Here is a 13437-nt window from a genome sequence, read left to right as displayed (position 1 = left end):
AACTCAGCTTTCGTTCAGCTTGGGCACGGCGCCCACCGGCGCATCGCACCTCACGTACCTCCGGCGCAGCAGCGCATCCACGGCAAAGCCGGTGGTCCAGCAAAGCCAGGCGGTCCACAGCGTGTGGCTCATGTAGTGGGCCCCGCGCTGCTGCTGCGCCAGGCCCAGCAGCAGCCCGGCCGCCAGCGCACAGGCGAGCCACGCCCGCGCTGCGGACGGCGAGACACGCCGCAGCACGAACCAGCCAGCCACGTAGGCGAAGCCGGCGGAGGCGTGGCCGGCCGGGAAGCAGCCACCCGGCCCGCCGTCGCGCAGGCCCCAGGCCCAATGCGACACGTAGTGGGCCATGCCGCCGAAGGCCTTCTGGTCCCATGGACAGCTGGTCGCGCTCGCCTGCTTGACCAGCGACACCACCAGCACGCAGGCCAGCACGGTGAGGGCAAGCTGGGCCCGCTCGCGCAGCCGCAGGCGGCGCAGCACGCCCACCGGCCAGCGGATGGCGGCGAGGAGCGCGATCAGCAGCAGCCAGCTCAGCGACCTGGCGCCCTCGTGCATCACATGCACCAGAAACCCGTTGTCGCGCCACGGGAAGCCCGTCGGCGTGCCCGCGAGGCGGGCCAGCGCGAGGTCGAGGCCGGTGGCATCCCAGGCCAGGAGCAGGAGCAAGGTCAGGAGTGTCCAGGCGAGAGGCCGCCTGGCGAGCATCGAACGCAGCATGGAGGCGAGAGCCTAAGTCCGCCTGCTGAACGTTGGCTGAAGGGGGCACTGCCCTAGACTCCGATTCTTTGGAAAGGAAGGCGACGTGCGCATATTGCTGGTCGAGGACGATGCTGCGCTGGCCAGTGCAGTCTGCAGCTATCTCGAGGCCAAGGCTTTCGTGGTCGACGTGGCGCCCGGCCTAGCGCAGGCGCGCGCGGCGCTGGCGGCCGTGCAGTACGCGGCCGTGCTGCTCGACCTGCACCTCCCCGACGGCGAAGGCCTGTCGCTGCTGCCCGACGTGCGCGCGCTGCGCGACCGCCCGATCGTGATCGTGCTCACTGCCCGCGACCAGGTCACCGACCGCATCCGCGGCCTCGACGCCGGCGCCGACGACTACCTCATCAAGCCCTACGACCCAGCCGAGCTGCTGGCGCGCCTGCGCGCCGTCGAGCGCCGGCGCAGCAGCGCCAGCACGCCGGTGCTCCACTTAGGCACGCTCGAGATCGATCTCGCGCGCGACCTGGTCCGCAAGAACGGGATTCCGGTCACGCTGACGCAAAAGGAATGGGCCCTGCTGCGCGTGATGGCGACACGGCCCGAGCGCATCCACACCCGGGAGAACCTGGCCGATGCGCTGTACGGCTTCGGCGACGAGGCCGACAGCAACACGCTGGAGGTCTTCGTCAGCCGCCTGCGGCGCAAGCTGGGCCGCAGCCACATCCAGACGCTGCGCGGCCTCGGCTACCGGTTGTCGTTCTCGCCCGAGGAAGAGGACAAATGAAGCTCGGTTTTCTGCAGCAGGCAGAAGCCGAGCTCGGTTCCCGCGATTCGCTCGCCGGGCGGCTGACGCGCACGCTCATCGTCTGGGTCGGCGGGGTCTGGCTGCTGTGCGTGCTGGGCGTGGGCTGGTACGTCGACCGTGAGATCAACCACAACTTCGACAACGAGCTCGCCGAGGTCGCGCATCGCACTTTCGACACCGCGGTGCACGAGTTCGACAAGCTGCGCGCCGACCTCCCCGACGCCGCGCTGCCGCTGATCGCGCCGCCGCAGCTGTATCCCACCGATGCGGTGCTCTACCAGATGGTGGACGTGCACGCGCGCGTGCTGCTGCGTTCCTCCGAGGCGCCGGCCAATGCCTTCGACGTGCCGCTGGCGCAGGGCTTCGCCGACAGCGAGGCCTGGCGCATCTACACCGCGCGCCATCCGACGCTCGGGCTTTACCTCCAGGTCGCCGACCCGCTGGACGAGCGCCGCACGGCGCTCAACCGCACCCTGCTCGGACTGATCATTCCGCTGATCGCGATGCTGCCCCTGCTGGCGCTGGTGCTGCGCAACGTGGCCCGCAGCGAGCTGCGCGGCCTGCAGGTGCTGGCCGGCGAGATCGCGCTGCGCAACGGCGCGGACCTCCGGCCGATCCGGCTCGCGGGCTTGCCGCGCGAGCTGCGCTCCGTCGGCGACGACGTCAATCGGCTGCTGGAGCGGCTGTCCCACGCGCTCGACGTCGAGCGCGCGCTCGCGGCCAACGCGGCGCACGAGCTGCGCTCGCCGCTCTCGGCCGCCCGCCTTCGTCTTCAGACCGCGCTGGAGCACGACCTGCGGCGCCATGACGTCGAGGCGGCCCTCGACGCATTGCACGTGCTGGGCCACCGTGCCGAGAAGCTGCTGCAGCTATCGCGCGCCGAGTCGGGTGCCTCACTGGCACGCGCCAAGGTCAACCTGGTCCAGCTCGCCGGCACCGTGGCGCAGGAATTCTGGAAGGACCCGCGCGTCAACGAGCGCCTGTCGCTGAAGGTGCCCGACGCCGAGGCGCCGCTGGCTCTCGGCGACGTGGATGCACTGGCGATCGCGCTGCGCAACCTGATCGAAAACGCGCTGCGCTACAGCCAAGGCCGCGTCCTGATCGAGGTGGCCGCGCCGGCCGACCTGGTCGTGCGCGACTTCGGCCCGGGCGTCGGCAGTGCGCAGCTGCGCACCCTGCAGCAACGCCACGTGCGCCACAGCGCCGACCGCGCAGGCTATGGCCTCGGGCTCTCGATCGTCAACACCATTGTCGAGAAGCACGGGGCGCGGCTCGAGTTGTACTCGCCGCCGCCGGGCGCGGCGACGGGGTTCGAGGCGCGGATCGTGCTGCTCGCGGCCTGAGTGCCGGGTTCCAGCCGCTCCGGCGGGCTGGAACGCTCTACACAGCCAGGATGAACAGCCAGCCATGAAACGATCCGAGCAAGCCCCGGGCACAGCGAAAGCCGAGGACTCGAGCCCACCGCACGCGGTGGCCCACGACGGCCCATCCAGGCTGCTGCTGGAGGTGTTGCGCAGCGCGCCGAGCCGCGACAGCAGCCTGAAGTTCAGCGCGCTGATCAAGCGCATGCCCGCATCGCAGGCCCTGCCGTTGCTGGTGCAATGGATGAATCGCAAGGAAGCGCGAGCCGTACTCGACAAGCTGGCGCGGCACCATCCGGCCGCGACGCTCAAGTGCATGACCGAACAAGCGTGGCCTCCGGCTCGCGCCTGGCCCGAAGCTGGGCGGTCCGGCTGGCCCTGGCGACCCGACGGCGCTGAAGGCGCTGACGACCGCCGAGCAGGAGCGCTTTCAGGCGCTGCTGTCCTCGATGAAGACCGAAGAGGCCTCACCGGAGCAACTGCCCCCGCTGCTTCGCCGACCGCCATGGGTGAACGGCCGGACGTCGATCGAGCTGCCGACGCTGGACCTGCCCGCGCTCGTCCTGCCGGAAACCATCCGATGGACTCTGGCTGACAAGGCGAGCGCGGCATGCGGTCCGCTGACCGGCGCTTGGCGCCTGCAACGCCTGGACCGCCCCGCCGCGCACTGGCTCGCAGCCTTGCGCATCGCCCCGGCCGGCCAAGCCAAGGTGATGAGCGGCGAAGCGCTGCGGGAGGGTGATGTCGAGCTCCCGCAGCACGCCTTCCACGCAGAGGTGCCGGACCTCGTGCTGCTGCTGCCCGACCCGGCTGCATTGGCTGTATGGAACAGCTATCCTTCCAAGCTGTGGTGTACGGGCCGCGGCGATGCGATCCGAGCGATCCTCGCGAAGCATGGCGAAGCCGCGTTACCGGGACTCGCGGCCTATGCGCAACGCCATGCCGCAGAGGGTCTGGCCCTGGCGATCGACGTAGACAGCGCCCGACTGGTGTCCACGGCATTGCATGCCCTGCGCCACCTCAAGAAGGCGCGGCCGCCCGCCATCGCCTGGATGACGGCCCATGCCATCACCACGCTGACAACAGCGCTGCCGCTGGCCTTCGGCCGGGACAGGACGCAACGCGACCTGGCGCAACACGGTGTGCGGTGGCTGCTGTCCCAAGGCTTCGGGGCCGAAGCGCGCGAGGCGGCAGCGCGCCACGGATCGGAGATGGCCCGGGCCCTGCAAACGCTGCAGCAAACAGATCCGCTGCAGGTCCTGCCGTCGCGTATCCCCAGGCTGGCCGGGTTCTTCGTCGCACCGTCATCGAGCCGGCCGGTGCTGCGGCACAGCGGTGCAGGTCTACCCGACAGCGCCATGGAACACCTCGGCACGATGCTGGCGATAAGCCGGCTGGACGCGCCCTATCCCGGCCTCGCCATCGTCAAGGATGCCTGCACGCCGACTTCGCTCGCCGAATTCGCCTGGGACTTGTTCGAAGCCTGGATGTCCGCGGGCGCGTCGGTCAAGGAAGCCTGGGCCTTCGAGGCGCTTGGCCAACTCGGCGACGACGAGACCGCTCACCGGCTGGCCCCGTTCATCCGGGAATGGCCCGCCAAATCGGCGCACCAGCGCGCGGTGGCAGGCTTGGACCTGCTGGCAGCAATCGGCAGCGATATCGCTCTGATGCATTTGAACGCAATCGCCTGCAAGCTGAAGTTCAAGGGCCTGCAAATGCGGGCCCGCGACAACATGGAGGCGATGGCCGAAGCGCGCGCACTCACCGCCGACGAGTTGGCCGATCGCCTCGTGCCCGACCTGGAGCTCGACATGCATGCCGCCTTGCGGCTGGACTTCGGACCGCGGCAGTTCCGCGTGTACCTCGATGCCGCACTCAAACCTTGCGTGCAGGATGCACAAGGCACGCGCCTGAAAGACCTGCCCAGGCCAGGCCCCCAGGACGATGCGACGCTGGCCCATGCAGCCGTCGAGCGCTTCAGGCAACTGAAAAAGGACGCCAGAATCATCGCTGGCCTGCAGATCACGCGGATGGAAATGGCCATGGTCCGTCGCATGCGCTGGTCAGCGGGGGATTTCCGTCTCTTCATTCTCGATCACCCCCTGATGCGGCAGTTGGGCACGCGCCTGGTCTGGGGCATGTACGAGAGGACGGAGGCGCCGGCGAGGTATTTCCGGATCGAGGAAGACGCGTGCCTCGTCGTCGCCCAGGATTCGCGCACCGACCTTCCGGCCAATGCAAGCGTCGGCATCGCCCATGTGCTGGAGATGCCGCAGCCGATGCAAGCCGCGTTCGGACAGCGCCTGGGTGACCTCGGAATCGTGCAGCCTTTCAGGCAACTCGGGCGCGAGACCTTCATCCTGGCGGATGCCGAACACGCGGACAGCGAAATCCGGCGCTTCGCCGGCAAGACGGTGGCCACGGGCAGCGTGATGGGGCTCGTCGACCGCGGCTGGCGCCGCGGCTTGGTCGAGGATGGCGGATACGTCGGCTGGTTCAGCAAGCAGGTCGGCGAAGGGCTGGAAGTCCAACTGGTACTGGCGCCCGGCATGGTCGTCGGCGAGCCGGACTTCGAGCCCAGGCAGCGCCTTCCGAGCATCGTGCTGCGCAGGGCCGGTACTTCCGGATTCCACGGTCGCGTGAAGTTCGGGGACCTCGATCGCATCATCGTCAGCGAAGTGCTTCGCGATGTGGCGCTGCTTGCCGAGACGGCAGTCAACCCCTGAGGGGTCCGACGGCGCGCAGTCCCAGATCTACGCCGAGCTCCCGCGCGCTCAACTCACAATGGCCCGCAGCCAGTCCGGCAGCGGCAACGCCTTCTGCTTCGGAAAGTCCACCCAGATGGTGGTCGCGCCGCCCGCCGCGCAGATGACATCGGGCGCATCGGCGCGGGCCATGGTGGCCCAGCTCTCGAAGGTGGTGCGGCCGGGGTCGCTCACGTACATCTTGACGAGCACGTCGCCTGGGTACTCGAGCTGCTTGTAGAAGTTGCAGAAGGCATTGACGATCACCACGCCCTGCCCCTCCGGCGAGGGTTCGGCGCCCAGCGAGTGGAACCAGTCGATGCGCGCCGTCTCCAGGTAGCGGAAGTAGCTGGCGTTGTTGAGGTGGCCCATCGCGTCCATGTCGCCCCAGCGGATCGGGATCTTCATGTCGTAGACCAGCTTCTTGACTTCGGGGATTTCGATTCTCATCGGTGCGCCTTGATGGATGCCAGGATGCCGAGGACGAACAGCAGCGCCGCCGCGAGCTCGCTCGCATGCGGCCAGCGGCCATCCCATAGAAAAGAATAAAGCAAGGCGAACAGCGTCTCGCTCACGATCAGCTGGCCGCACAGGCTGGCCGAGAGCCGCTGGCTGGCGATGCTCCAGAGCACGGTCGCCAGCCATGAAGAGCCCAGCCCGCCCGCCAGCGCCAGAAGCACGAACAGGGCGCCGTCCGGCTGCGCGCGCAAGGTCTGCAGGTCGGAGCCCGCGGCCAGCCACAGCAGGAAGGCGCCCAGGCCGGTGGCGATGCCGAGCCAGTTGGTCCAATCCGCCGCGTGCACCTCGGGATGGCGCCGCAGCCAGGCGGCGTTGAGCAGGCCGAAAGCGGTCCAGCTCGCCATCGCGAGCACGGCCAGCACCAGGCCCCAGCCGAAATGCGCCCGCCCCGTGTCGCCGATGCCGCCCTCTGGCCAGGCGGCCCCCACCATCAGCGCGATGCCGGCGGCGGTGAGTGCCAACCCGGGCAAGAGGGCCTGCATGCGCAGTCCCGCGGGCCGGCCCAGCAGCATCATCCAGGCCGGAATGGTGCCGATGACCAGGCTGGGCACCTCCGTGCCCGCATCCACGATCGAGAAGGCCAGCAGCAGGTAGTAGCCGCTAAAGCCCAGTCCGCTCAGGCCCAGCACGGTGAAGGCCTGTCGCGCATCGGGCCAGCGGTGTCCGGTCGGCCGCCACCAGACGGCCACCCCGGCCACCGCGCCGAAGACGATGAAGCGCGCCGCGGTGATGTTCACCATGCCGAAATGACCCACCATGCGCGGCGCCACGAAGACGAGGCCCCAGAGCGCCCCCGCAGCCAGGCCGGCCGCGACGCCGATGACGTCGCTCCGGCTCAGAGCGCGTATCCGTCGTCCGCCGCGATCACGGCGCCATTGACGAAGTGGCTCTGGCCGCTGGCCAGCAACACGATCAGCCCGTCGAGGTCCTCGGGCTTGCCCAGGCGTTTGCGCGGCAGGCCGCCGACCAGCTTCTGGCCGTCGTCGGAGGCCCAGTGGTCCTCGTTGTTGTCGGTCGTGATGTACCCGGGGCACAGTGCGTTGACGTTGATGCCGAAGCGACCCCATTCGAGGGCCATCGCCTTGGTCATCTGCACCACGGCGGCCTTGCTCATGCAATAGACGCCGATCTTGGGGATCACCTTCAGCGCGCCCACCGAGGCGATGTTGACGATGCGCCCGCCGATGTAAGTGCCGGGCGCCGCGCCGCGGGCCCGCGCCAGCATGCGCTTGCCCACCTCCTGCGCGATGAAGAAGGCACCTTTCACGTTGGCATCGAAGATGAAGTCGTAGTCCTGCGGCTTCACTTCCTCCAGCCGCTGGGTGGTGCTCACGCCCGAGTTGTTGACCAGGATGTCGATGGGCCCGACCTCGGTCTCGGCCCGTGCCACCGCGGCCTTGATGCTGCCCATGTCGGTCGCATCGAGCTCCACCACGTGGGCATCGCCGCCCTCGCCCTCGATGCGTGCGCGCAGCTCCTTGAGGCGGTCGGTATGGCGGCTGGCCAGCACCACCGCGGCGCCGGCGCGGGCCAGGGCCTTGGCGAACTGCGCGCCAAGCCCGCTCGACGCGCCGGTGACAAAGGCCACGCGGCCCGAAAGATCGATGCTGTAAGCCATGAGGAGGTCCTGTTGGGAGTCGCCGGGGCGACGTGCCGGGGGACGCCGGGCGCCGCATAAAATGGCCCGGCCTTCGCGGCGCCTCGCCCCTTCAAAAACCATTATCGACCACACCCCACATGACGCACGACGAAATCCTCGCCCAGTTCGGCCCCCGTGAAGCCATGGAATACGACGTGGTTGTGGTGGGCGCCGGCCCGGGCGGGCTGGCGACTGCCATCCACCTCAAGCAACTGGCGGCCTCGCACGGCAAGGACATTTCGGTGGTGGTGCTCGAGAAGGGCTCCGAGCCCGGAGCCCACATCCTGTCGGGCGCGATCATGGACCCGCGTGCGCTCTACGAGCTGCTGCCCGACTGGGAGGAGCAAGGCGCCCCGCTCAACCAGCCGGTGACGCAGGACACCTTCCTGATGCTCAGCGAGACCGGCGCCTACCGCACGCCCAACTTCCTGCTGCCCAAGAACTTCCACAACGAGGGCAACTACATCGTCAGCCTGGGCAACGTGGTGCGCTGGCTCGCGCAGCAGGCGGAGGCGCTGGGCGTCGAGATCTTCCCGGGCTTCCCTGCGGCCGAGGTGCTCTACACCGACGACGGCAAGGTGCGCGGCGTGGCCACCGGCAACATGGGGATCGGCAAGGACGGCGAGCCGACCGAGAACTTCCAGCTCGGCATGGAGCTGCATGCCAAGTACACGATCTTCGCCGAGGGCGCACGCGGCCACCTGGGCCGCCAGTTGATCACCAGGTACAAGCTCGACGCCGGCAAGGACCCGCAGAGCTACGGCATCGGCATCAAGGAGCTGTGGGAAATCGACCCAGCCCGCCACGAGCCCGGCCTGGCCGTGCACACCGCGGGCTGGCCGCTGCCGGCCGACACCTACGGCGGCTCTTTCCTGTACCACGCCGAGAACAACCAGGTGATCGTGGGCTTCGTGGTCGGCCTCGACTACCAGAACCCGCACCTGAGCCCCTTCGAGGAGTTCCAGCGCTTCAAGACGCACCCGAACATCCGCTGGTACTTCGAGGGCCAGGACAAGGGACTGAAGGCGCCCAAGCGCCTGAGCTACGGCGCCCGTGCCATCACCGCGGGCGGCCTGCTCTCGCTGCCCAAGACGGTGTTCCCGGGCGGCGCGCTGGTGGGCGACGACGCCGGCTACCTGAACGCGAGCCGCATCAAGGGCAGCCATGCCGCCATCAAGACCGGCATGCTCGCGGCCGAGGCCGCCTACGACGCGGTGATGGCCGGGCGGCAGCACGACGAGCTCGCGGCCTACCCCGCCTCGTTCGAGAAGAGCTGGCTGTACCGGGAGTTGAACAAGGCGCGCAACTTCAAGCAGTGGTTCAAGAAGGGACTGACGGTGGGCACGCTGATGACCGGCATCGAGCAGTACGTCCTGCGCGGCCACATCCCCTGGACGGTGCACCGCCACCAGGCCGACCACGAGCGCCTGAAGAAGGCCGCACAGTGCAAGAAGATCGCCTACCCGAAGCCGGACGGCCAGCTCACCTTCGACCGGCTCTCCTCGGTGTTCGTCAGCAACACCAACCACGAGGAAAACCAGCCCGCGCACCTGACGCTCAAGAACGCCGCGGTGCCTACCGAGATCAACCTGCCCGAGTACGCCGGCCCCGAGGCCCGCTACTGCCCCGCCGGTGTCTACGAGTTCGTCGAAGGCGAGAACGGCAAGCCGCGCCTGCAGATCAACGCGCAGAACTGCGTGCACTGCAAGACCTGCGACATCAAGGACCCGACGCAGAACATCGTGTGGGTCACGCCGGAAGGCGGCGGCGGGCCGAACTACGTGGGGATGTAGGAGCGCACCATCAATCTGCGGCAGCGTCTATTGCTGATCGCAACGGCCGCGATCGTCCCCCTGGCCGTGGTCTACGGCCTCGCACTCGACGCGTTGTTGAAGGCCCAGCGCGGCCAGACCCAGGCTTCCACGGTCGGCGTGGCAAGAGCCATTGCCACCGCCGTCGACAGCGAACTTCGCATGACCGTCGCCGCGCTGGAAGCACTGGCGCTGACCGAGCCGCTGGGCACGACCACGCCGGAGGGCCTGGTCGAGGCCTACCAGCTCGTGACGGCAGTGCGGGCATCTCATCCGGAATGGCGCGACCTTCTGCTGGCCGCGCCGGACGGTCGCATTCTCTTCAGTACCGAGCGCAGCCACGTGGCGCCCGGCGCGAGCGTCGTTGACCAGGCAAGCCTGCAGGAAGTCGTGAGCGAGAAGCGGCCTGTCATCGGTGCGATGACGCGCGGGCCCCGCGGCCAGCTCGCGTTTCCTGTGCGCGTCCCGGTCCTGCGCAAAGGGGAACTTCGCCACGTCCTCACGGCCGTCGTCGACCCCGGGGCGGTCACCGCGGTCCTGCACCGCCAGCGCGTCCCGGAAGGATGGATGGTGTCGGTGTTCGACTCGAGGCAAGCGCGCGTGGCGCGCAACATCGGCGACGATCGACTGCGCGGAACGGCACCCAGCGACACATTGCTCAGGCTGCTTGCCTCGATCGGGCCCCAACGCGAAGGGGTGGGCTCCACCATCAACGTCGAAGGCGTACGGGCAAGGACAGCGATCGCGCGGATGGATGCAGCCCCCTGGATGGTGGTGCTCGGCGCGGCAGTGGCCACGTCTGAAAGTGCGTCGCGCCGGCTGTTCATGGCGTATGGCGGAGGCCTGCTCATCTCCCTCTGCTTCGGCGGCCTGGCTGCCTGGTGGATCTCGCGCGGCGTGACGCGGCCAATGGACCTTCTTCGAGCACAGGCAGATGCCGTGGGACGCGGCGAAACGCTGCCGGCGCAGAAGTCGGGTGTCGCGGAAGTGGACGCGGTCGCCTCGGCATTGGCCACGGCTTCCGAGCAACGGCGCCGCGGCGAAGCCGAACGGCAGCACCTGCTGGAGGGCGAGCGGCTGGCGCGCGCCAACGCGCAAGCGGCAGAGCTGCGGCTGGCTCGCCTCGCGGACGCCAGCACAGCGCTTTCGCAGTCGCTGGAAGAAGAGTCGACACTCGCGGCAATCGCGCGAGTGATCGTGCCGGCGATCGCCGACCTCTGCCGCATCGATCTGCTCGATGAAAACGGCATGCTGGAGCGCAAGCTCACGCACCATTTCGACGCGGCGCGCAGTGCCTTCGTTGCACAGATGGTCAGCACGCGCACGGCCCCGCAGGTCCCGGGCTCGTTCCCGTGGGCCATTTCCACCGGCAAGATGTTCCTGCTCAACCTGGACGACGCCGAGGCCGTCGAAAAGCTGGACCCCCAGCTCAAGGAGTTCACCCGGATCGTCGGCATCACGGCGGGCTGTGTCGTGCCGCTGGTCGCGCGCGGCCGAACGATCGGCGTCATGGCCGTATTGCAGGCCGAATCGCAGAGGCGTTTCAGCGCTGAAGATGGATCGCTGATCGGGGAGCTGGCGCAACGCGTCGCACTGGCGCTGGACAATGTCCGGCTGCTCCAGCAGGCGCGCAGCGCTCAACACCAAGCCGAGCAGGCCAACCGGTCGAAAGACGAGTTTCTTGCGATGCTGGGACACGAGCTGCGCAATCCGCTTGCGCCCATGGGGCTGGCCTTGCAACTCATGGCACGCCGCGATCCCCAGGCCTTTCCGCGCGAGCGCCAGATCATCGAAAGACAGGTTCGACACCTGTCCCGCATGGTCGATGACCTGCTGGACGTGTCGCGCATCGTCGCCGGCAAGATCACCTTGAAGACCGAGTCGGTGGACATGCGCGATGTCGTCGCGCGGGCTCTGGAACTCACGCTCCCGGCGCTGCAGGAGCGCGATCGGATGCCGGAGGCCCAGATGCCATCGGCGCCGGTCCTGGTGCGGGGCGACCCGCTGCGCCTGGCCCAGATCGTCGGCAACCTCCTGACGAACGCGGCCAAGTTCACCGATCCCAAGGGCTCCATCCGGATCCTGCTTGCCAGCGACACTGCGGCCTCTTCTCCGCAAGCGGTGCTGCGCGTCGTGGACGATGGCATCGGCATCACCCCCGACCTGTTGCCGCGCGTGTTCGAGCGATTTGTGCAGGGCGAGCAAGCGCTGCATCGGGCCGCCGGCGGACTGGGCCTCGGCCTGCCCATCGCGCAGAGCCTGGCGCGCCTGCACGGCGGCGAGATCACGGTTGAGAGCCGGGGCGCGGGACAGGGCACCACTTTCGAAGTGCGTCTGCCCCTGCAGGCGGAGCCGGACGAGGCAAGCCAGACCGGCACGCCTGCGGCGGCAGCGCCGCCGGCGCTGTCGCTGCTGGTGGTCGACGACAACAAGGATGCGGCCGAAGCGCTCGCCAGTTGGCTCGAGCTCGAAGGGCACGAAACGCATCTGGCATTCTCGGCCGAAGAGGCGCTGGAACTGCTGAGCCGGCAGCCCTGTGACGGCGCCGTCATCGACATCGGCCTTCCTGGCATGAATGGCTATGACCTGGCCGCCCGCTTGCGTGCCGAAACTGCAACGCGGTCGATGGCACTTGTCGCATTGACCGGTTATGGACGGGAGGCCGATCGCCAGCGGGCGCTGCAGGCCGGCTTCGACGACCACTTCGCCAAACCGGCCCAGGCGGAGATCCTGTTGGCGCGGCTTGCCCAGATCTACATGCAAGGTCGAGTGTCGGCAGCGCCCAAGATAGACTGAACGCATCAAGGAGACACCATGCACATCGTCATCACCGGCGGCGCCGGTTTTCTCGGCGCCCGCCTGGCCCGCACGCTGCTCGCGCAAGGCAGCCTCGCACTGGCCGGCGCCGCGGCGCAGCCCATTGAACGCATCACCCTTGTCGACCGCGCGCCGCCGCCGGCCGATCTCGCAGCCGATGCGCGCGTCGCAGCCGTCGTGGGCGACCTCAATGCCCAGCTGGCCGACGCCGAGGCGGGCTATTGGGCCGAAGCCGACGCGGTCTTCCACCTCGCCGCCGCCGTCAGCGGCGAATGCGAGGCCGACTTCGACCTCGGCATGCGAAGCAACTTCGGCGCGACCAACGCCCTGCTCGAACGCCTGCGCGCCGCCGGCACCGCGCCGGTGCTGGTGTTCTCGAGCTCGCTCGCGGTCTTCGGCAACTCGCCCGAGCAGCCGCTGCCCGAAGTCATCGACGACAACACGCTGCCCACGCCGCAGACCAGCTACGGCATTCAGAAGTTCATCGGCGAGCAGCTGGTGGCCGACTACACCCGCAAGGGCTTCATCCGGGGCCGCAGCGTGCGGCTGATGACGGTGAGCGTGCGTCCCGGCCGCCCCAACGGCGCGGCCTCGGGCTTCTTCAGCGGCATGATCCGGGAGCCGCTCGCCGGCATCCGTGCCGCCTGCCCCGTGCCCGACGAAACGCCGGTGGCGCTGGCCTCGCCGGCCCGCACCATCGAAGGCATCGTCCGCGCCGCCGAGGCGAGCGACGCGCAATGGGGCCCGCGCACGGCGCTCAACCTGCCCTCCCTGGGCCTCACCGTGGGCGACATGGCCGCGGCGCTCGAACGCGTGGCCGGGCCGGCCGCCACCGCCCTGCTCGACCGCACGCCTGATCCGGCGATCCAGCGCATCGTGAAGACCTGGCCGGGCCGCATCGAGGCGCGCCGCGCGCGCGGCCTGGGCCTTTTGGCCGATGCCAGCTTCGAGGATGTGATTCGTGACTACGTCCGTGAAAATCCCGACGCCGTGAAGCTGCCGACCAATGCATAGTCATACGTTTGCCAAACGTCACATCAAACGT

Annotated in this window: 10 protein-coding genes; 6 read left to right on the top strand and 4 right to left on the bottom strand. The window is 68.8% G+C overall.

What is annotated here, in order from left to right:
* Window positions 1–3: 3 nt before the first annotated feature.
* The gene (locus tag E5P3_RS14865; protein WP_162586693.1) at window positions 4–717 is read right to left on the bottom strand and encodes a phosphatase PAP2 family protein; all 714 of its coding nucleotides are present in this window, start codon (window positions 715–717) and stop codon (window positions 4–6) included.
* Between the two features lie 85 nt (window positions 718–802).
* On the opposite strand from E5P3_RS14865, the gene E5P3_RS14860 reads away from it, so the two are divergent.
* The 3 genes from E5P3_RS14860 to E5P3_RS14850 all read left to right on the top strand — a co-directional run bounded on the left by E5P3_RS14860 (window position 803) and on the right by E5P3_RS14850 (window position 5588).
* On the top strand, window positions 803–1480 hold the full coding sequence (locus E5P3_RS14860; protein ID WP_162586692.1) for a response regulator: 678 nt from the start codon (window positions 803–805) through the stop codon (window positions 1478–1480).
* Window positions 1477–2844: a sensor histidine kinase gene (locus tag E5P3_RS14855; RefSeq protein ID WP_162586691.1), complete on the top strand. Its 1368-nt coding sequence runs from the start codon at window positions 1477–1479 to the stop codon at window positions 2842–2844. The genes E5P3_RS14860 and E5P3_RS14855 overlap by 4 nt, the downstream gene beginning before the upstream one ends.
* 467 nt (window positions 2845–3311) lie before the next feature.
* On the top strand, window positions 3312–5588 hold the full coding sequence (locus E5P3_RS14850) for a DUF4132 domain-containing protein (protein WP_162586690.1): 2277 nt from the start codon (window positions 3312–3314) through the stop codon (window positions 5586–5588).
* 48 nt (window positions 5589–5636) lie between these two features.
* Here E5P3_RS14850 and E5P3_RS14845 read toward each other — a convergent pair whose 3' ends face one another.
* From E5P3_RS14845 to E5P3_RS14835, 3 genes are all read right to left on the bottom strand, one after another.
* Window positions 5637–6056 carry an acyl-CoA thioesterase gene (locus E5P3_RS14845; protein ID WP_162586689.1) on the bottom strand — a complete coding sequence of 140 codons (420 nt, stop codon included), beginning with the start codon at window positions 6054–6056 and terminating at the stop codon, window positions 5637–5639.
* On the bottom strand, window positions 6053–6883 hold the full coding sequence (locus E5P3_RS14840) for a DMT family transporter (RefSeq protein WP_162586688.1): 831 nt from the start codon (window positions 6881–6883) through the stop codon (window positions 6053–6055). Before E5P3_RS14840 ends, E5P3_RS14845 begins: the two co-directional genes overlap by 4 nt.
* A 77-nt stretch (window positions 6884–6960) precedes the next feature.
* Window positions 6961–7743 carry an SDR family oxidoreductase gene (locus E5P3_RS14835; protein ID WP_162586687.1) on the bottom strand — a complete coding sequence of 261 codons (783 nt, stop codon included), beginning with the start codon at window positions 7741–7743 and terminating at the stop codon, window positions 6961–6963.
* Between the two features lie 119 nt (window positions 7744–7862).
* Between E5P3_RS14835 and E5P3_RS14830 the strand changes: the two genes are divergently transcribed.
* The 3 genes from E5P3_RS14830 to denD are packed head-to-tail and all read left to right on the top strand — an operon-like array spanning window position 7863 to window position 13406.
* On the top strand, window positions 7863–9557 hold the full coding sequence (locus tag E5P3_RS14830; protein WP_162586686.1) for an electron transfer flavoprotein-ubiquinone oxidoreductase: 1695 nt from the start codon (window positions 7863–7865) through the stop codon (window positions 9555–9557).
* Window positions 9558–9587: 30 nt separating this feature from the next.
* A complete protein-coding gene (locus E5P3_RS14825) occupies window positions 9588–12371 on the top strand; it encodes an ATP-binding protein (protein ID WP_162586685.1) in 2784 nt (927 codons plus the stop codon).
* An 18-nt stretch (window positions 12372–12389) separates the two neighbouring features.
* On the top strand, window positions 12390–13406 hold the full coding sequence (denD, locus tag E5P3_RS14820; RefSeq protein WP_162586684.1) for a D-erythronate dehydrogenase: 1017 nt from the start codon (window positions 12390–12392) through the stop codon (window positions 13404–13406).
* Window positions 13407–13437 lie beyond the last annotated feature (31 nt).

Origin of the sequence: Variovorax sp. RA8 (assembly GCF_901827175.1) — a bacterium.
In the GTDB taxonomy this organism is placed as follows: domain Bacteria; phylum Pseudomonadota; class Gammaproteobacteria; order Burkholderiales; family Burkholderiaceae_C; genus Variovorax.
The sequence above is the reverse complement of the archived record's forward strand: the minus strand, read 5'-3'. Positions and strand labels throughout refer to the sequence as shown.